The following is a 20,427-nucleotide window of genomic DNA, read 5'->3' as shown; positions in this document are numbered from 1 at the left end:
CCACAGGACCACCACAAGGCTGGAGGTTGGTGTTGTACCTGTGGGAGCGGGCAAGCCCGCGAAGAGGCCGGAACAGGACTGCACCACTCCCTCCACCACGGCCTTTTGAGGACCGCCATGAGCCCCCGCACCCCGAAGAAAACCCGCTCAGTCGCCCCATCGCGCATCCGCGAAGGCCTGCCCTTCCCCCTAGGTGCCACCTGGGATGGCCTGGGGGTCAACTTCGCCCTGTTCTCGGCCAACGCCACCAAGGTCGAGCTGTGCCTGTTCGACTCCACTGGCGAGCAGGAAATTGAACGCATCGAGCTGCCCGAATACACCGACGAGATCTACCATGGCTACCTGCCCGACGCTCACCCCGGGCTGGTCTACGGCTATCGCGTGTACGGCCCCTACGAGCCGGAGAACGGCCACCGCTTCAACCCCAACAAACTGCTGATCGACCCGTATGCCAAGCAACTGGTCGGCAGCCTGAAATGGTCCGAGGCGCTGTTCGGCTATACCATCGGCCACCCCGACGGCGACCTGTCGTTCGACGAACGCGACAGCGCGCCTTTCGTGCCCAAATGCAAGGTGATCGACCCGGCCTTCACCTGGGGCCGCGACCAGCGCGTGCTGATCCCCTGGGAACGCACAATTATCTACGAGGCCCACGCCCGCGGTATCAGCATGCGCCACCCGGCAGTACCGGAAGAACTGCGCGGCACTTTCGCCGGCCTGGCCAACGACGAGCTGCTCAAGCACATCAAGGAGCTGGGCGTTTCCAGCATCGAACTGCTGCCGATCCACGCGTTCGTCAACGACCAGCACCTGCTGGACAAGGGCCTGAACAACTACTGGGGCTACAACAGCATCGCCTTCTTTGCACCCCACCCACGCTACCTGGCCAGTGGCAAGATCGCCGAGTTCAAGGAGATGGTCGCGCACCTGCACGACGCCGGGCTGGAGGTGATCCTCGATGTGGTCTACAACCACACCGCCGAAGGCAACGAGCGCGGCCCAACCCTGTCGATGCGTGGCATCGACAACGCCTCGTACTACCGCCTGATGCCGGATGACAAACGCTTCTACATCAACGATTCCGGCACCGGCAACACCCTGGACCTCAGCCACCCCTGCGTGCTGCAGCTGGTTACCGATTCGCTGCGCTACTGGGCCGGCGAAATGCACGTGGACGGCTTTCGCTTCGACCTGGCGACCATCCTTGGCCGCTACCACGACGGCTACAGCGAGCGCCACGGCTTTCTCGTGGCCTGCCGCCAGGACCCGATGCTAAGCCAGGTCAAGCTGATTGCCGAACCGTGGGACTGCGGCCCGGGCGGCTACCAGGTGGGCAACTTCGCCCCGGGCTGGGCGGAATGGAACGACCGCTTCCGCGACACCGTGCGCGCGTTCTGGAAGGGTGACGAAGGCCAGCTGGCCGACTTTGCCTCGCGCATGACCGCTTCGGGCGACATGTTCAACAACCGTGGCCGGCGCCCCTATGCCTCGGTCAACTTCGTCACCGCCCACGACGGTTTCACCCTGCGCGACCTGGTGTCGTACAACCACAAGCACAACGAAGACAACGACGAGGACAACCAGGACGGCACCGACAACAACCTGTCATGGAACTGCGGCGTCGAAGGGCCGACCGATGACCCTGGCATCAATGCCTTGCGTATGCGCCAGATGCGCAACTACTTCGCTACCCTGCTGCTGGCCCAGGGCACGCCGATGATCGTCGCCGGCGATGAGTTCAGCCGTACCCAGCATGGCAACAACAATGCCTACTGCCAGGACAGCGAGATTGGCTGGGTAAACTGGGACCTGGACCAGGAAGGCGAAGAGCTGCTGGCCTTCGTCAAACGCCTGACCCGCCTGCGCCTGGCCTACCCGGTACTACGCCGCTCGCGCTTCCTGGTGGGCGACTACAATGAGGCAATCGGCGTCAAGGACGTGACTTGGCTGGCACCGGATGGCAACGAGATGAGCGTGACGCAGTGGGAAGACCCGCATGGGCGCTGCCTGGGCATGCTGATCGACGGCCGTGCGCAAATCAGCGGCATTGCGCGGCCAGGCGCCGAGGCTACTGTGCTGCTGATCGTCAATGCCCACCATGACATCGTGCCGTTCAAGTTGCCGACCGTGCCCGAAGGGGATTACTGGAGCTGCCTGGTCGATACCGACCGGCCGGAGTTGCGCAAGGGGCAGCATCTGCACTTCGACAGCACCTTTGAGGTGAAGGGGCGATCGCTGCTGTTGATGGTGTTGCAGCGCGACGAAGAGTGAACCTGAATGCCTGACGCGAGTCCCTTGTAGGAGCGGCCCGATCGCGACACAAGGCCGCTCCTACAAAGTTCCGTGCCAACCGTTTGATCGAGGAGCAACCGTGAACCCCGAAGCCGGCAGTAAAGGTTTCGCCAGTGTCAACCAGGCCCCGGCCGTGAAGCGGCTGCGGGTGCTGACGGTGAATACTCACAAGGGCTTTACCGCCTTCAACCGGCGCTTCATCCTGCCGGAACTGCGCGAGGCGGTGCGCAGCACCCAGGCCGATATCGTGTTCCTGCAGGAGGTGCTCGGCAGCCACGACCGCCACGCCGCGCGCTACCCCGGCTGGCCGCAGACCTCCCAGTACGAATTCCTTGCCGACAGCATGTGGAGCGACTTCGCCTATGGCCGCAACGCGGTCTACCCCGACGGCCACCACGGCAATGCGCTGCTGTCCAAATACCCGATCATCGAACATCGCAACCTCGACGTGTCGATCACCGGCCCCGAGCGCCGCGGCCTTTTGCACTGTATTCTCGACGTGCCCGGCCAACACCAGGTGCATGCCATCTGCGTGCACCTGTCATTGCTGGAAAGCCACCGGCAGAAGCAGCTGCATCTGCTGCGCAAACTGCTCGAATCGCTACCCACCGACGCCCCGGTGATCATCGCCGGCGACTTCAACGACTGGAAATCCCACGGTAACCGCACCCTCGGCCTGCTACGTGACCTGCACGAGGCCTTTGAGCGCCATTACGGCCACCTCGCCCGCACCTACCCTGCCCGCCTGCCGCTGCTGCGCCTGGACCGGATCTACCTGCGTAATGCCGAAAGCCATGGGCCGCGGATTCTGGGGCACAAACCTTGGTCGCACTTGTCAGATCATCTTCCGTTAGCCGTCGAGGTCAGGCTTTAGCAATCATTCTTCATAGCCACGCGGCGGCAAATAGCGAACCCCGCTATACCTTACTGTTTTACTCAAAAAAACAAGGGGTTGAGCCAAAGTACAGAACCTGAACAGATCCTTCACGCTTTCTTGACGCAAGCTGCTACCTCTCCTTAGCTGAACATTATCTAGTAGTAAAGATCTCGCGCCGGGCCTCTAGCTCGCGCCTTTGTGCGCGTTCGCGAAAGCTGGCGTGCTGGTTTGGGTCGCCCACTGTTTTTGCCGTACAGCTCGTGACAACAGGCCAGGTCCTCGGGCTGTACCCCACAAAAACAAAGGAGATCCGCTATGAAAAACACCTCGAGCCCCTTGCGCTTCGATCGTATTTTCTACGCGGTTTCCACGTCGCTGCTTCTGGCAACCCCGGTGGAAACTTTCGCGTTCGATTTACAGGGTGACCCCACCTCGCCCGATTTTCTGCAGCAACCCGCGGTGCCGCAGCTGTCGCTCGACCCGGTCAGTGCCAGTGGCTTGAACATCGGCACCTTGAACGCCTTCTCGCAATCGATGGGCGAACGCCACGGGCAGCCGGCCCCCGACCTGGTCGCCAGCCAATGGTCGCAGTTCTTCCCCAGCGCCGCGCGCAACGGCGCGCAACCCCCAGACCAGCTTGAAGCACCCAGCCAGCAACTGATGATCGGCCCGGACCTGTTCGTGCGTGAAACTTCAGCGGGCAATGTGCACCGCGCGGGGATTTTCGTGGGGCACAACAACCTGCAAAGCAGTTTCAACGGCATGCGCCCGCTGCTGGGCGACAAACAGCGCAATGCGGTGAACCTGAGCGGGGAAAGCCTGGGGGTGTACTGGAGCATGACCCATGAACAGGGCTGGCACCTGGATGCCGTGGCCATGGGTTCGCGCATCGACGTCAATGGCCGCGGCGAGAATGGCCAGCGGCTGGACGACAGCGGCCACGCGATGACCTTCTCGTTGGAAGGTGGCATCCCCATCGGGCTGGGTGGCGGTTGGGTCATCGAGCCACAGGCACAGTTGATCAACCAGCAGTTCTTCCCCGGTAGCCGCGTGCAGGAAGAGACCTTGCAGGCCTTCGACAGCCAGCCGAGCTGGAGTGGCCGGGTGGGTGCCAAGTTGTCCGGGAGCTATGAAGTGCGCGGCATGCCGGTGGAGCCCTATGTGCGGACCAACGTGTGGTATGACTTCAGCAATGCCGATGAAGTGCAATTGGACCAGGTCGACAAGATCTCCAGCTCGCGCTACTCGACCACGGTGGAACTGGGCTTGGGGCTAGTGGCACGGGTGACGCCTTCGGTGGCCTTGTTTGTCAGTGCCGATTACAGCAGTGATGTGGATGGCAATGATTTGAATGGGCTGATTGGTAGCCTTGGGGTGCGGATGCGGTGGTAGCCAGGTTCGGCCCTTTCGCGGCGGTTCGACGCCTCGATGAACCCGCTCCTACAACGGCCCTAGGTTTGGCGGAGATCGTTGTAGGAGCGGGTTTACCCGCGAATAGGCCGGGACAGGCAACAGATCAGGCGGGTTTCATCACCAGCACACCCAGCGGCGGCAGGTTCAGGGCCAGCGACAGTGGCTGGCCATGGCTGGCCACCTCGTTACTTTCCACCACCCCCAGGTTGCCGACATTCGACCCGGCATACAGCGCAGCATCGCTATTGAGCAGCTCCTGCCAACGCTCGCCGAATGGCACACCAATGCGGTAGCCCTCGCGCGGCACCGGGGTGAAGTTGGCCACCACCAGCACCGGCTCGCCACTGCTGCTCCAGCGCAGCCAGGCATACACGCTGTTCTGCGCATCGTCACCAATCAACCACTGGAAGCCCTGCGGCTGGCAGTCCTGCTCGTGCAGTGCCGGCACCTCGCGGTACAGGCGGTTGAGGTCGCCAACCAGGCGCTGCACGCCCTGGTGCTCGGGGTACTGCAACAGGTACCAGTCCAGTTCGCTGTCGTGGTCCCACTCCCGCCACTGGCCGAACTCGCAGCCCATGAACAGCAGCTTCTTGCCCGGGTGCGCCCACATGAAGGTGAGGTAGGCGCGCAGGTTGGCGAACTTCTGCCAGCGGTCGCCGGGCATCTTGTCGATCAGCGAGTGCTTGCCGTGCACCACTTCATCGTGGGAGATGGGCAGGATGAAGTGCTCGGAATAGGCATAGATCAGCCCGAAGCTCATCTCGTTGTGGTGGTAGGTGCGGTGCACCGGGTCGTTCTGGATGTAATGCAGGGTGTCGTGCATCCAGCCCATGTTCCACTTGTAGGCAAAGCCCAGGCCGCCCTGCTGGGTCGGTTGGCTGACGCCGGGCCAGGCGGTGGACTCCTCGGCGATGATCAATGCGCCCGGGGCCTCGTGGGCGGCCACGCCGTTGAGGTGGCGGATGAAGTCGATGGCCTCCAGGTTCTCGCGCCCGCCATGGCGGTTGGGCACCCATTCGCCAGCCTTGCGCGAATAGTCGCGGTACAGCATCGAGGCCACTGCATCGACCCGCAGGCCGTCGATGTGGAAGTGCTTCAGCCAATGCAGCGCCGAGGCCATCATGAAACCACGCACTTCGTTGCGCCCGAGGTTGTAGATCAGCGTGTTCCAGTCCTGGTGGTAGCCCTCCAGGGGGTTGTCGTACTCGTACAGGGCGGTGCCATCGAAACGCGCCAGGCCATGTTCATCGGTGGGGAAATGCGCCGGCACCCAGTCGAGCAGCACGCCAATGCCACCCTGGTGGCAGGCATCGACGAAGGCGGCGAAGTCCTCGGCACTGCCGTAGCGCGAGGTGGGTGCAAACAGCGACAACGGCTGGTAGCCCCAGGAGCCGCCAAACGGGTGCTCCATGATCGGCAGCAGTTCGATGTGGGTAAAGCCCAGCTCCTGCACGTATGGCACCAGGCGCTCGGCCAGTTCGCGCCAGTTGTAGTAACGCCCGACTTCGCCCGCCTCATCCAGCTCGCAGCGCCACGACCCTGGGTGCAGTTCGTAGATCGACAGGGGCATGTTGTAGGCATGGCGCTGCGCGCGTTGCGCCATCCAGTCGTGGTCTTGCCAGGCATGGCTGAGCGCACCCGCCACCTTGGACGCGGTGCTCGGCGGCAGCTCGGTGGCACGGGCCAGCGGGTCTGCTTTCAGCGGCAGTATCCCTTCCTTGCCCAGCACCTCGAACTTGTAGCTTTCGCCCACGCCCAGGCGCGGTACGAACAGTTCCCACACCCCGGCGCTGTGGCGCAGGCGCATAGGGTGGCGGCGGCCATCCCAGTTGTTGAAGTCACCTACCACCGATACCCGCCGTGCGTTCGGCGCCCATACCGAGAAACACACACCGTCGATGCCATCGGCCTTGGTCGGCTGCGCACCAAAGCGCCCGGACAGGTCGCGGTGGTTGCCTTCGGCGAACAGGTACAGGTCCATGTCGCCCAGTTGCGGGCCAAAGCTGTAGGGGTCTTCGGTGACCTGCTCGCCACCGGCCCAGCCGACCTGCAACAGGTACGGGTGTGCCTCATCGAGGTGCGCGCTGAACAACCCAGGCAGGCTACCCTGCTCCATTTCGGCGAGGATGCGCCCGTCATGCCGGGCCAGGATGCGCACATTCAGGGCATTGGGCAGGAAAGCGCGGACCACCTGCCCACCCGCACCATCGCCATGGGGGCCGAGTACCGCAAATGGATCGGCGTGCTCGGCGCGGGCCAGGGCGTCGAGGTCCCGTTGCCGAAGGCCGCCGTTTTCACGCGTTGTTACGTTCATTCTGACTCTCCCCAGGTACTGATCAGTCCATGCAGGCCATGCAAAGGCACGGCCAGCCAACTCGGACGGTTCTCGGCTTCGTATGTAATTTCGTAAGCGGCCTTCTCCAGGCAGAACAGCTCCAGTGCGGCACGCTCACCCTCGGCCTGTTGCCAGGCGTGGGGCATGGCGGCGGTGGCCAGGCCATAGGCTTCGACAAAGGCATGCCGCGACTGGTGCAGGTACTGCCTGGCAACACGTTGCCGGGCCTGCCGCGCCGGGTCGGAAAGGTCGACCGCAGACGCGCTGCGCAAGATCATGGCAGCAGCATAGTCGAAGGATCGCAGCACGCCGCTGACATCCTTGTACGGGCTGTGTTTTGCCCGGCGTTCGTCCAGCGGCCGGGCCGGTTCGCCTTCGAAATCGATCAGGTAGGCATCGCCCTGCACCACCAGCACCTGGCCCAGGTGCAGGTCGCCATGCACCCGCATCAGCAGGCCGCCTTCGGCCTGGTGGGCCAGGTTGGCCACGTGCTGGGCCAGGCCGTCGCGCTGCTGTTGCAGGTCGTCGACCAGCGCTTGGCTGTCGCTGTCGAGGCTGTGGTGGTGCTGGGCCAGCAAGTCGAGGGCGTGGGTCAGTTCGGCACCGATCTGCGTACTCCAGCGCTGGCTGTCGTCGCCAGTACTGGGGCGCGGCTGGAAGGCCTGGTCCTGGGTCGGCGCAGCCAACAGCAGGTGCATCTCGCCCAGGCGCTGGCCGAGCAAGGCAGCAAAGCCGCTGAGTTCGGCCAGGGCATCGGTGTGGGCCTCGGTGTCGTGGCTGGCGGGCTCCATTTGATCGCGGATGGCCCGCTCCAGGGTGTTCTGGGTCCAGGCCCAGGCATCGCCCTGATTGTTCAGGTAGCCCTGGGCGATCATCAACAGGTGCGGTGCGCCTTGTGGGTCCACCCGGCTGACCCAGGCCAGTAACGGCGAGATATTGGCAAAGCCGGCGGCGGTCAGGTAGGCGCTCATTTCCAGCTCTGGGTGAATGCCTGGGTTGACCCGGCGGATCAACTTGAGCACCACACGGTCGCCGACGACCACCGAGCTGTTGGACTGCTCGGCACTGAGGTAGCGCACTGGGCTTTCGTCGTTCAATGCCAGGCCTGCCAACTGCTGCGTGCAGGCGAAGCGCAGCTCGCCCGCGCCGTTGCCGCAAGGCAGGCGCATGCCGTCCTGGCAGGCACGCAGCACCGCACGGATGAAAGGCTCAAGGACGAAGGCGTCGGTGATCAAGCCAACCTGATGGGCCCGACGTACCCGCGACAAGGCCAGTTGCTGCGGCAACGCGGTATTGATCTGCTCCTCGGGCAGCAAGCCGAACGGTAGCTGGTAGTGATTGGCCACGCCGTCACTGAGCACTTCGATTTCGCTGAGCAGCACTGGCGTGGTGGCCGTGCTGAAGCGCACGCCATAGCGCAGGCGCACGTCGTCGATCGGCCCTTCCTTGCCGGCGAACCAACGACGTTTGGGCAGGTACTGCGGCAGGATGGTGGTTTGCAGGGTGTCGCTGGCGGGTGCTTCCAGCAGTTCTTCCATGCGCTTGCGCAGTACCAGCGTAGTCAATTCGGGTAACCCCTCGGTGGCCTGGATGTGCCAACTGGGCATGCGGTCGTGGGCGGCCAGCAGGAACCAGTAAAAGGCATAGGGTGGCAAGGTCAGCAGGAACGGCAGTTGCCCGATCGGCGGGAAGGCGCTGCCGCCAAGCATTTCTACCGGTACTTTGTCGGCGAATTGTGACAATTCCAATTCAGCCGCCTGGGCAGCGCGGGAAACGTTGGCCACGCACAGGATGACCTCGGTGTTGCCGTCGCCATCGGTGTACTCGCGGATGTAGGCAAGGATGCGCCGATTGCTTGGCGTGAGGGTGCGCAGCGTGCCGCGGCCAAAGGCCTTCTGCTGCTTGCGCACAGCCAGCATGCGCCGGGTCCAGTTCAGCAGCGAGTGCGGGTCGTGGCTTTGGGCCTCGACGTTGACGGTCTGGTAGCCGTATAGCGGGTCCATGATCGGCGGTAGCACCAGGCGCTGTGGGTCGGCGCGGGAGAAACCACCGTTACGGTCTGGCGACCATTGCATGGGCGTGCGCACGCCGTCGCGGTCGCCCAGGTAGATGTTGTCGCCCATGCCCAGTTCGTCGCCGTAATACAGGGTTGGCGTGCCGGGCATCGACAGCAGCAGGCTGGTGAGCAGTTCGATGCGCCGGCGGTCACGTTGCAGCAGCGGTGCCAGGCGCCGGCGAATCCCTAAGTTGATGCGCGCGCGGCGGTCTTCGGCGTAGTAATTCCACAGGTAGTCGCGCTCGCGGTCGGTGACCATCTCCAGGGTCAGCTCATCGTGGTTGCGCAGGAAGATCGTCCATTGGCAGTTGGCGGGGATTTCCGGGGTCTGGCGCAGGATGTCGGTGATCGGGAAGCGGTCTTCCATGGCCAGGGCCATGTACATGCGTGGCATTAACGGGAAGTGGAAGGCCATGTGGCATTCGTCGCCCTCGCCTTCGCCGAAGTACGGGCGGGTATCCTCGGGCCACTGGTTGGCCTCGGCCAGCAGCATGCGGTCGGGGTAGTTGGCATCGATTTCGGCGCGGATCGCCTTGAGCACATCGTGGGTTTCGGTGAGGTTTTCGTTGTTGGTGCCATCGCGCTCGATCAGGTAGGGGATGGCGTCCAGGCGCAGGCCGTCGACACCCAGGTCAAGCCAGAAGCGCATCACCCCGACCACCGCCTTGAGCACCTGCGGGTTGTCGAAGTTGAGGTCTGGCTGGTGCGAGTAGAAACGGTGCCAGAAGTACTGGCCGGCGACCGGGTCCCAGGTCCAGTTGGACTTCTCGGTGTCGAGGAAGATGATGCGCGTGCCGTGGTATTTCTGGTCGTCGTCCGACCAGACGTAGAAGCCCCGTGCCTTGCTGCCGCGCTTGGCATGGCGGGCACGCTGGAACCATGGGTGCTGGTCGCTGGTGTGGTTGATGACCAGCTCGGTGATCACCCGCAGGCCGCGCTTGTGCGCTTCGCTGATGAAGCGGCGTGCATCGGCCAGGCTGCCGTAGTCGGGGTGCACGGCCTTGTATTCGCCGATGTCGTAGCCATCGTCGCGGCGGGGCGAGGGGTAGAACGGCAGCAGCCACAGGGTGTTGACGCCAAGTTCGGCGATGTAGTCGAGCTTGCTGATCAGGCCGGCGAAATCGCCGATGCCATCGTTGTTCGAGTCGAAGAACGACTTGATGTGCAGCTGGTAGATGACGGCGTCCTTGTACCACAGCGGGTCGTCGATGAAGGCTGCCGGGCGGGAACGCTTGGCCATGTGCGACTCCTTTCAGATCTCTCTTTGGCTTGCACGATCCCCTGTGGGAGCGGCCTTGTGTCGCGAAAGGGCTGCGAAGCGGCCCCAGGATTTGCGTTTCACACAAGATTGCCGGGGTCGCTCTGCGACCCTTTCGCGACACAAGGCCGCTCCCACAGAGGGAACAGCGTGCGACCGTCAATGGGCCTTTTCGATGCGCCAGATACCGAACGGCAAATGCCAGGGCTCGATGCGCATCCATTGAGTCTTGCCGTACCACGACCAGCGGTGGCCGTTCATCAGGTCTTCACCGTGGGTTTCGGCGTTGTCATCCAGCCCCAGCTCCCACAGCGGCAGTTCGAAATGCGCCTCCTGGGCGTTGTGTGGATCGAGGCTGATCGCCACCAGGATGTAGTTGTCGCGTTCGGGCGTGCGCTTGGCGAAGTACAAGATGTTGTCGTTCCAGCAGTTGAAAAACGCCACGCCCAAGTGGGTTTGCAGGGCGCGGTTGTGCCGGCGAATGCGGTTGAGCTGGGCGATCTCGGCAATGATGTTGCCGGGCTGGCTGAAGTCGCGCGGGCGAATTTCGTACTTCTCCGAGTCCAGGTACTCCTCCTTGCCCGGCAGCGGTGTGCCTTCGCACAGTTCGAAGCCCGAATACATGCCCCACAGGCCCGAGCCCATGGACGCCAGCGCGGCGCGAATGAGGAACCCGGCGCGGCCCGAGGTGTGCAGGAAGTACGGGTTGATATCCGGCGTATTGACGAAGAAGTTGGGCCGGTAGCACTGGCTCCACGGCGGCTGGTTGAGCTGCTCGAAAAATTCGCGCAGCTCTTGCTTGGTATTGCGCCAGGTGAAGTAGGTGTAGCTCTGCGCGTAACCGACCTTGCCCAAACGCGTCATCATTGCCGGCTTGGTGAAGGCTTCGGCGAGGAAGATGACATCCGGGTGCTGGCTGCGCACATTGGCGATCAGCCATTGCCAGAACGGCAGCGGCTTGGTGTGCGGGTTGTCGACGCGGAAGGTTTTCACGCCCTCCTCGACCCAGCCAACCACGACATCACGCAGGGCCAGCCACAGTGAGGGCACGGCTTCAGGGGCGTAGAAGTCGACGTTGACGATGTCCTGGTACTTTTTCGGCGGGTTCTCGGCATAGCGGATGGTGCCGTCCGGGCGCCAGCTGAACCAACCGGGGTGCTCCTTGAGCCAGGGGTGGTCCTGGGAGCACTGGATGGCAAAGTCCAATGCGATTTCCAGACCATGCTCGGCAGCGGCGGCCACCAGCCGGCGGAAGTCGTCGCGGCTGCCCAACTGTGGGTGGATCGCGTCATGGCCACCTTCCGGGCTGCCGATGGCGTACGGGCTGCCCGGGTCGCCGGGTTCGGCCGCCAGGGCGTTGTTACGGCCCTTGCGGTGCTGCATGCCGATGGGGTGGATGGGCGGGAAGTACAGCACGTCGAAGCCCATATCGCGGATCATCGGCAGGCGCTCGTGCACGTCATTGAAAGTGCCGTGGCGCTGCGGGTCGTCGGTGATCGAGCGCGGGAACAGCTCGTACCAGCTGGCGAACTGCGCCGCCGGGCGGTCGACGTCGACGGGAAATTCGCGGCTGCGGGCCAGGTAGCTGCGGTGTTCGGCTTCGCCCATCAGACGGGCGGTAGCGGGGTCGAGGAACAACGCTACCTGGTCATCGGCATTTAGCGTGAGCAGGCGCTGCTGCACGGTTTCAAGCTCTTCGCGCAAGGCGCCGTTGCACAGTTCGATGCCCTTGCCCAGCATCAGCCGGCCCTCTTCCAGTTCCAGCTTTACCTCGACACCGGCGTGGTACTTTTTCTCAAGGTCATGGCAAAAGGTGGCGAACGGGTCGATCCAGGCCTCGATGCTGAAAAGGTGCGGGCCCAGCTCGGTGGGGATGAACTCGGCCAGCCACAGGTCGTTGCCTGGCGACTGCATCGGCACGCAATGCCAGCGCCGGCTGTGCGCCTGGCGCCAGTTGAGCGTGACGGCCAGGCGGTCGTGGCCATCGCTGTAGACCTTGCTGCTGACTGCCACCGGCTGGCCGCTGATGGCCTTGGCGGCGAACGTGCCGGCTTCGAGCACGGGTTGGGTGTCTTCGATCACGATGCGCGGCGCCAGCAGCGCCTGGGACAGGCTGATGGCCTGGTCTGGGTGATCGTTCGCCATGGGCACGCTTTCAAAGGGCTCGTTTCGTGACATCGACCTTGCTCCCTCAGGCTGGTGGCGGTAAGGGTTCAGAGCCGGGTACAGGCGTGGGGTTCAAAAAAATTGAGCGAACGGCAGCTGCGCGAAGTCGAAGCCTGCAGCACCTCTTCATTCACCCACGCGAGGTCAGGCCCATGAACATTCCCATCCCACCGGAGACACCCGATCCCAACATCGACGACCCCAGCTTGCCGCCGCCCGTGCCGGAAGAAGAACCGGACGAACTGCCGATCAAGCCGACCGTACCGCCGACCGTAGGCGACCCGCCGAGCCAGGAGCCACCGGTGAAGGCTTAAGGGTAGACCAGGATTTCGTGCTGGCAGACCTGGCCCTTTCGCGGGTACGCCCGCGAAGAGGCCAGCAGACCTAGCCAATCAACCAGCAGATACAGCCGAAATCTCCGCCACACTGATCTCGCGCATGCGGAACTTCTGCACCTTGCCGGTAACCGTCATCGGGTACTCGTCAACAAAGCGGATATGCCGCGGCACCTTGAAGTGGGCAATGCGCGCCTTGCACCAGCCCTGCAGTTCTTCGACCGTGGCGCTGTGCCCTGGGTGCAGCTTGATCCAGGCGACGATTTCTTCGCCATAGCGGCTGCAGGGAATGCCGATCACCTGCGCATCGGCCACTGCCGGGTGGGTGTAGAAGAACTCTTCCAGCTCACGCGGGTAAATGTTCTCGCCGCCGCGAATGATCATGTCCTTGTTGCGCCCGACGATGCGCACATGGCCGTGCTCGTCCATCACCGCCAGGTCGCCCGAATGCATCCACCCTGCCGGGTCGATGGCATCCGCCGTGGCCTGGGGGTTGTCCCAGTAGCCGAGCATCACGCTGTAGCCACGGGTGCACAGCTCACCAATCTCGCCACGGGCGACGATGCAGCCGTCGGCGTCCACCAGCTTGGTCTCCAGTTGCGGCTGGGTGCGGCCGACGGTGGTCACGCGCAGTTCCAGGTCGTCGTCCGGGCCGGTCTGCAGCGATACCGGGCTGGTTTCGGTCATGCCGTAGGCAATCTGCACTTCAGCCATGTGCATCTGGTCGATGACCCGGCGCATCACTTCGATCGGGCAGGTGGCACCGGCCATGATGCCGCTGCGCAGGGTCGACAGGTCCATGTTTGCCCGCGACGGGTGGTCGAGCATGGCGATGAACATGGTCGGCACGCCGTAAAGGATGCTGGCGCGCTCTTCGGCCACGGCACGCAGGGTGAGCTCGGCGTCGAAGGCGTCGTTGGGGTAGACCATGGTGCTGCCGTGGGTGATGCAGCCGAGGTTGGCCATGACCATGCCGAAGCAGTGGTACAACGGCACCGGGATCACCATGCGGTCGCGCTCAGTGAGGCCCAGGCTTGCGCCGACCATGAAGCCGTTGTTGAGGATGTTGTAGTGGCTTAGCGTGGCACCCTTGGGCGCGCCGGTGGTGCCGGATGTGTACTGGATGTTTACCGGCTGGTCGAACTGCAGGCCCTGCTGGCGGGCCGCATAGGCCTGGGCCGAGGTCTGCCCTGCCCGCTCGGCCAGCGCTTGCCAGGGCAGGAAGCCAGCTGGCGGGTTGGCAGCTAGACTGATTACTCCGCGCAGGTCGGGCAGGCGTTGGCTAACCATTTCACCCGGGGTGGCGCCGGCCAGTTCTGGCACCAGCTCCTGGACCATGGCGTGGTAATCGGACGTCTTGAAGGCATCGGCGCACACCAGCCAGCGGCAGCCGGACTGGCGCAGCACATATTCCAGCTCGCCCACGCGGTAGGCCGGGTTGATGTTGACCAGGATGGCGCCAACCTTGGCACTGGCCAGTTGCAGGATGCACCACTGGGCGCAGTTGGGTGACCAGATGCCGACCCGGTCGCCGGTGTTCACGCCCAGGGCCATCAGGGCGCGGGCATGCACTTCGACCTGTTCGGCCAGCTGCCGCCAGCTGTAGCGCAGGCCCTGGTGGCGCGATACCAGCGCTTCACCGTCGGCACAACGCGCTACGGTGGCATCGAAGGCCTGGCCAATGGTCTGGGTCAGCAAGGGTTGGTCCTGGCGACCGCGGGTATAGCTCGGTTGACTCATGGGTGTCCCTTCTTGTGGTTGTTCTGGGCACGACTGAAGCAAGCGGGAATACTCTGGCGCAGATTTACGTTTACGTAAAGGTGACGAGTCGATTGACAGTGATCGCATGCAGGTTTACGTTAACGTAAAGGTGATGAACGACACCGGTTTCAGGTTTGGCACCAGCCCGCTCCTACAGGGGCCGGCGGACAGCCCTTGAGCTACGGTGTTACCCAATTCCAAGAACAAGAAGGTGCCCCAGCATGCATTACCCCACTCTTAACTTCGCCCTGGGCGAAACCATCGACATGCTCCGCGACCAGGTCCGCACCTTCGTCGCCGCCGAACTGGCCCCGCGCGCTGCGCAAATCGACCACGACAACCTGTTCCCCGCCGACATGTGGCGCAAGTTCGGCGACATGGGCCTGCTGGGCATCACCGTGTCGGAAGAATACGGCGGCGCCGGCCTGGGCTACCTGGCTCACGTCGTGTCGATGGAAGAAATCAGCCGTGGCTCGGCCTCGGTGGCGCTGTCCTACGGTGCCCACTCCAACCTCTGCGTCAACCAGATCAACCGCAACGGCACCCATGAGCAGAAGCTCAAGTACCTGCCCAAGCTGATCAGCGGCGAGCACATCGGCGCACTGGCCATGAGCGAGCCCAACGCCGGCTCCGATGTGGTGTCGATGAAGCTGCGCGCCGAGAAGCGCGGCGACCACTACGTGCTCAACGGCAGCAAGACCTGGATCACCAACGGCCCTGACGCCAACACCTACGTGATCTACGCCAAGACCGACCTGGACAAGGGCCCGCACGGCATCACCGCGTTCATCGTCGAGCGTGACTGGAAGGGCTTCAGCCGCAGCAACAAGTTCGACAAGCTGGGCATGCGCGGCTCCAACACCTGCGAGCTGTTCTTCGATGACGTCGAGGTGCCGGAAGAGAACATTCTCGGCCAGCTCAACGGCGGCGTGCGCGTACTGATGAGCGGCCTGGACTACGAGCGCGTGGTGCTGTCCGGCGGCCCGACCGGCATCATGCAAAGCTGCATGGACCTGGTGGTGCCGTACATCCACGACCGCAAGCAGTTCGGCCAGAGCATCGGCGAGTTCCAGCTGATCCAGGGCAAGATCGCCGACATGTACACCCAGCTCAACGCCAGCCGCGCCTACCTGTACGCCGTGGCCCAGGCCTGCGACCGTGCCGAGACCACCCGCAAGGACGCCGCCGGGGTGATCCTGTACACCGCCGAGCGCGCCACGCAAATGGCCCTGGAAGCGATCCAGATTCTCGGTGGCAACGGCTATATCAACGAATTCCCGGCTGGCCGCCTGCTGCGCGACGCCAAGCTGTACGAAATCGGTGCCGGCACCAGCGAAATCCGCCGGATGCTGATCGGCCGCGAACTGTTCAACGAAACCCGCTGAGCATAAGGGGACCGGCGCACATGGCTACCTTGCACACCCAGATCAACCCGCGTTCGGCGGAGTTCGCCGGCAACAGCGCGGCCATGCTCGAACAGGTCCAGGCCCTGCGCGGCCTGCTCGCCCAAGTCGCCCAAGGCGGCGGGGCCAAGGCCCAGGAACGGCATACCTCGCGTGGCAAGCTGCTACCGCGCGAGCGTATCGACCGCCTGCTGGACCCGGGCTCGCCGTTCCTCGAGATCGGCCAACTGGCCGCCCATGAGGTGTACGGCGAAGACGTGCCCGCCGCTGGCGTGATTGCCGGCATCGGCCGCGTCGAAGGCGTGGAATGCATGATCGTGGCTAACGACGCCACGGTAAAAGGCGGCTCCTACTACCCACTGACGGTGAAGAAGCACCTGCGCGCGCAGACCATCGCACTGCAGAACCGCCTGCCGTGCATCTACCTGGTGGACTCGGGCGGTGCCAACCTGCCGCGCCAGGACGAAGTGTTCCCCGACCGCGAGCATTTCGGGCGGATCTTCTTCAACCAGGCCAACATGAGCGCCCAGGGCATCCCGCAGATCGCCGTGGTGATGGGCTCGTGCACGGCTGGCGGCGCCTACGTACCCGCGATGGCCGACGAAGCGATCATGGTGCGCCAGCAGGCGACCATCTTCCTCGCAGGCCCGCCGCTGGTAAAGGCCGCTACGGGTGAAGTGGTTAGCGCCGAGGACCTCGGCGGCGCCGATGTGCACTGCCGCACCAGCGGCGTGGCCGACCACTATGCCGACAACGACGAACACGCCTTGGCCATCGCCCGACGCAGCGTGGCCAACCTCAACTGGCACAAGCTGGGCAAGCTGCAGCGCCTGGCTCCGGTGGCGCCACTGTATGCCGCCGATGAGCTGTACGGCGTAGTGCCATCCGATGCCAAGCAACCGTTCGATGTGCGCGAAGTGATCGCGCGGCTGGTCGATGGCTCGGTGTTCGATGAGTTCAAGGCGCTGTTCGGCACCACCCTGGTGTGCGGCTTCGCCCACTTGCACGGCTACCCGGTGGCGATTTTGGCCAACAACGGCATCCTGTTCGCCGAAGCCGCACAAAAAGGCGCACACTTCATCGAACTGGCCTGCCAGCGCGGCATCCCGCTGCTGTTCCTGCAGAACATCACCGGTTTCATGGTCGGTAAAAAGTACGAAGAAGGCGGCATCGCCAAGCACGGCGCCAAGCTGGTAACCGCCGTGGCCTGTGCGCAGGTGCCAAAGTTCACGGTGATCATCGGCGGCAGTTTCGGTGCCGGCAACTACGGCATGTGCGGCCGCGCCTACGACCCGCGCTTCCTGTGGATGTGGCCCAACGCACGCATTGGCGTGATGGGGGCTGAACAGGCCGCCGGCGTGCTGGCCCAGGTCAAGCGCGAGCAAAGCGAGCGTAGCGGCCACCCGTTCAGCGCCGAAGACGAAGCCAGGCTCAAGCAGCCGATCCTCGACCAGTACGAGCACCAGGGCCACCCCTACTACTCCAGCGCCCGCCTGTGGGACGACGGCGTCATCGACCCGGCGCAGACCCGCGACGTGCTCGGCCTGGCGTTGTCTGCCGCGCTGAACGCCCCGATCGAACCGAGCCGCTTCGGCATTTTCCGGATGTGACCCATGAGCGATTTCAGCACCCTTGAAGTGATCCGCGACCCACGCGGCTTCGCCACCCTGTGGCTGAGCCGTGAAGACAAGAACAACGCCTTCAACGCGCAAATGATCCGCGAACTGATCGTGGCCATCGACCAATTGGCCGAAGATGCCAGCCTGCGCTTTGTACTGCTGCGCGGCCGTGGCCGGCACTTCAGCGCCGGTGCCGACCTGGCCTGGATGCAGCAGTCGGCGCAGCTGGACTTCAATACCAACCTGGATGACGCCCACGAACTGGGCGAGCTGATGTACGCCCTGCACCGCCTCAAGGCGCCGACAATGGCGGTGGTGCAAGGTGCGGCCTTTGGCGGCGCGCTGGGCCTGATCAGCTGCTGCGACATGGCCATCGGCGCCGAAGACGCCCAGCTGTGCCTGTCGGAAGTGCGCATCGGCCTGGCCCCGGCAGTCATCAGCCCGTTCGTGGTCAAGGCCATCGGCGAGCGTGCCGCACGCCGCTATGCACTCACCGCCGAGCGTTTCAGCGGCGTGCGAGCCCGCGAGCTGGGCCTGCTGGCCGAGGTGTACCCGGCCAGCGAACTGGACGCCCAGGTCGAAGCCTGGGTGAACAACCTGCTGCAGAACAGCCCGCAAGCGCTGCGCGCCACCAAGGACCTGCTGCGCGAAGTGGACGACGGCGAGCTCAGCCCGGCCCTGCGCCGTTATTGCGAAAACACCATCGCCCGTATCCGCGTCAGCGCCGAGGGCCAGGAGGGTCTGCGCGCCTTCCTGGAAAAACGCCGCCCTGCCTGGCAAACCGACGACAAGAAGGAACCGCGCCCATGAGCCGCCCCGCTTTGACCACCCTGCTGGTCGCCAACCGCGGCGAAATCGCCTGCCGGGTGATGCGTACCGCCAAGGCCATGGGCCTGACCACCGTGGCCGTACACAGCGCCACCGACCGTGACGCCCGCCATAGCCGCGAAGCCGATATCCGCGTGGACCTGGGCGGGACCAAGGCCGCCGAAAGCTACCTGCTGGTCGACAAGCTGCTGGCTGCAGCCAAGGCCAGCGGCGCCCAGGCCATCCACCCGGGTTATGGCTTCCTGTCCGAGAACGCCGGTTTTGCCCGCGCCATCGAACAGGCCGGGCTGATCTTCCTTGGCCCGCCGGCCAGCGCCATCGATGCCATGGGCAGCAAGTCGGCGGCCAAGGCGCTGATGGAAGCTGCCGGGGTGCCACTGGTGCCGGGCTACCACGGCGAAGCCCAGGACCTGGACACCTTCCGCGCCGCCGCCGAACGCATCGGCTACCCGGTGCTGCTCAAGGCCAGTGCCGGCGGCGGTGGCAAGGGCATGAAAGTGGTCGAGGAGGAAAGCCAGCTGGCCGACGCCCTGGCCTCGGCCCAGCGTGAGGCGCAATCGTCGTTTGGCGATGCACGCATGCTGGTGGAAAAGTACGTGCTCAAGCCGCGCCATGTAGAGATTCAGGTATTTGCCGACCAGCACGGCAACTGTCTGTACCTCAACGAGCGTGACTGCTCGATCCAGCGCCGCCACCAGAAAGTGGTCGAAGAGGCCCCTGCCCCCGGCCTGTCGCCGGAACTGCGCCGGGCCATGGGTGAGGCGGCGGTGCGCGCGGCCCAGGCCATCGGCTATGTGGGTGCCGGCACCGTCGAATTCCTGCTCGATGCGCGTGGCGAGTTCTTCTTCATGGAGATGAACACCCGCCTGCAGGTGGAACACCCGGTCACCGAGGCCATTACCGGCCTCGATCTGGTGGCCTGGCAAATTCGCGTGGCCTGTGGCGAAGCGTTGCCGATCACCCAGGAGCAGGTGCCGCTGATCGGCCATGCCATCGAAGTGCGCCTGTATGCCGAGGACCCAGCCAATGAGTTCCTGCCCGCGACCGGCAAGCTGGCGCTGTACCGTGAGTCGGCAGCTGGCGAAGGCCGGCGGGTGGACAGCGGGGTTAGCGAAGGCGATGTGGTGTCGCCGTTCTATGACCCGATGCTGGGCAAGCTGATTGCCTGGGGCGAAGACCGCGAGCAGGCGCGCCTGCGCTTGCTGGCCATGCTCGATGAGTTCGCAATTGGCGGGTTGAAGACCAACATTGCGTTCCTGCGGCGCATTCTGGCGCACCCGGCGTTTGCGGCGGCTGAGCTGGATACTGGCTTCATACCACGTCATCAGGAGGTTTTGCTGCCTGTGCCACAGGCGTTGCCGGCCAGCTTCTGGGAAGCGGCGGCCGAAGCCTGGCTCCAAGGCCAGGCTGGGCATCAGCGGGAGGACGACCGCAGTTCGCCGTGGGGCGAGCGCAACGGCCTGCGCCTGGGCCTGCCAGCGCGCAGCAGCTTGCATCTGGTAAGTGGTGGCCAGGACCAGGCGGTTGGCCTGGAACGCAACGCTGCATCCACCTGGCAGTTGCTGGGCGAACAGCTGGTGCATGACCAGGCTGGCGTGCGCCGTCAGCATCTGGCGATTCGCCGCGGTGGCACGCTGTACTTGCACTGGGATGGCGAGATGCATGCCATCGAAGCCTTCGACCCGATTGCCGAGGCTGAAGCCAGCCACAGCCATCAGGGCGGGTTGGGTGCGCCCATGAACGGCAGCATCGTGCGCGTGCTGGTGGAGCCGGGGCAGGTGGTGGAAGCAGGTACGGCGCTGGTGGTGCTGGAGGCCATGAAGATGGAGCACAGTATTCGCGCGCCGCATGCGGGGACGGTGAAGGCGTTGTTCTGCCAGGAAGGCGATATGGTCAGCGAAGGGACGGTGCTGGTCGAACTGGTGGAGTGAGGCTATTGGGGCCGCTTTGCGGCCCATCGCCGGCCAGCCACCGCCCACACGCTCGGCGACAACCTGGCCCCTTCAGGCCTTGCCGTTAGCCAATTGTGCCGGCGCAAAGTGACAGGTAAAGGTACTGCCATGCCCCTGCACGATGCTGATTTC

12 protein-coding genes are annotated in these 20,427 nt (G+C 64.2%); 8 read left to right on the top strand and 4 right to left on the bottom strand.

Annotation, left to right across the window (positions count from 1 at the left end; translation table 11 throughout):
* The first annotated feature begins 117 nt into the window (after nt 1–117).
* The 3 genes from glgX (at nt 118) to ABE456_RS24665 (ending at nt 4,561) form a co-directional block, all read left to right on the top strand.
* Nucleotides 118–2,271 (top strand): glycogen debranching protein GlgX, encoded by a 2,154-nt coding sequence (gene glgX / locus ABE456_RS24675; RefSeq protein WP_346646268.1) that lies wholly within the window; start codon nt 118–120, stop codon nt 2,269–2,271.
* Nucleotides 2,272–2,371: 100 nt separating this feature from the next.
* Nucleotides 2,372–3,166 (top strand): endonuclease/exonuclease/phosphatase family protein, encoded by a 795-nt coding sequence (locus ABE456_RS24670; protein WP_346646267.1) that lies wholly within the window; start codon nt 2,372–2,374, stop codon nt 3,164–3,166.
* 318 nt (nt 3,167–3,484) lie between these two features.
* Entirely contained in the window at nt 3,485–4,561 is a 1,077-nt protein-coding gene (locus tag ABE456_RS24665) for an autotransporter outer membrane beta-barrel domain-containing protein (RefSeq protein ID WP_346646266.1), read from the top strand.
* Nucleotides 4,562–4,685: 124 nt separating this feature from the next.
* Here the strand turns inward: ABE456_RS24665 and glgB are convergent, their stop codons facing one another.
* The 3 genes from glgB to ABE456_RS24650 form a co-directional block, all read right to left on the bottom strand.
* Entirely contained in the window at nt 4,686–6,896 is a 2,211-nt protein-coding gene (gene glgB, locus ABE456_RS24660; protein WP_346646265.1) for a 1,4-alpha-glucan branching protein GlgB, read from the bottom strand.
* The gene (treS, locus tag ABE456_RS24655; protein ID WP_346646264.1) at nt 6,893–10,213 is read right to left on the bottom strand and encodes a maltose alpha-D-glucosyltransferase; all 3,321 of its coding nucleotides are present in this window, start codon (nt 10,211–10,213) and stop codon (nt 6,893–6,895) included. Before treS ends, glgB begins: the two co-directional genes overlap by 4 nt.
* Nucleotides 10,214–10,390: 177 nt before the next feature.
* A complete protein-coding gene (locus ABE456_RS24650) occupies nt 10,391–12,409 on the bottom strand; it encodes an alpha-1,4-glucan--maltose-1-phosphate maltosyltransferase (RefSeq protein ID WP_346646263.1) in 2,019 nt (672 codons plus the stop codon).
* 140 nt (nt 12,410–12,549) lie between these two features.
* On the opposite strand from ABE456_RS24650, the gene ABE456_RS24645 reads away from it, so the two are divergent.
* On the top strand, nt 12,550–12,711 hold the full coding sequence (locus ABE456_RS24645) for a hypothetical protein (RefSeq protein WP_015271006.1): 162 nt from the start codon (nt 12,550–12,552) through the stop codon (nt 12,709–12,711).
* 78 nt (nt 12,712–12,789) lie between these two features.
* Here ABE456_RS24645 and ABE456_RS24640 read toward each other — a convergent pair whose 3' ends face one another.
* Nucleotides 12,790–14,472: an AMP-binding protein gene (locus tag ABE456_RS24640; RefSeq protein WP_346646262.1), complete on the bottom strand. Its 1,683-nt coding sequence runs from the start codon at nt 14,470–14,472 to the stop codon at nt 12,790–12,792.
* Between the two features lie 242 nt (nt 14,473–14,714).
* Here ABE456_RS24640 and ABE456_RS24635 point away from each other — a divergent pair, with 242 nt between their 5' ends.
* The 4 genes from ABE456_RS24635 to ABE456_RS24620 are packed head-to-tail and all read left to right on the top strand — an operon-like array spanning nt 14,715 to nt 20,274.
* Entirely contained in the window at nt 14,715–15,878 is a 1,164-nt protein-coding gene (locus ABE456_RS24635) for an isovaleryl-CoA dehydrogenase (RefSeq protein WP_346646261.1), read from the top strand.
* 20 nt (nt 15,879–15,898) lie between these two features.
* Nucleotides 15,899–17,506, top strand: a complete 1,608-nt coding sequence (locus ABE456_RS24630) for a carboxyl transferase domain-containing protein (RefSeq protein ID WP_346646260.1) — start codon at nt 15,899–15,901, stop codon at nt 17,504–17,506.
* Between the two features lie 3 nt (nt 17,507–17,509).
* The gene (locus ABE456_RS24625; protein WP_346646259.1) at nt 17,510–18,325 is read left to right on the top strand and encodes a gamma-carboxygeranoyl-CoA hydratase; all 816 of its coding nucleotides are present in this window, start codon (nt 17,510–17,512) and stop codon (nt 18,323–18,325) included.
* Nucleotides 18,322–20,274, top strand: coding sequence for an acetyl/propionyl/methylcrotonyl-CoA carboxylase subunit alpha (locus ABE456_RS24620; RefSeq protein ID WP_346646258.1), 1,953 nt, complete (start codon nt 18,322–18,324; stop codon nt 20,272–20,274). Before ABE456_RS24625 ends, ABE456_RS24620 begins: the two co-directional genes overlap by 4 nt.
* Nucleotides 20,275–20,427: the final 153 nt, after the last annotated feature.

This window comes from Pseudomonas sp. TWI929 (genome assembly GCF_039673335.1).
GTDB lineage: Bacteria > Pseudomonadota > Gammaproteobacteria > Pseudomonadales > Pseudomonadaceae > Aquipseudomonas.
The sequence above is the reverse complement of the archived record's forward strand: the minus strand, read 5'-3'. Positions and strand labels throughout refer to the sequence as shown.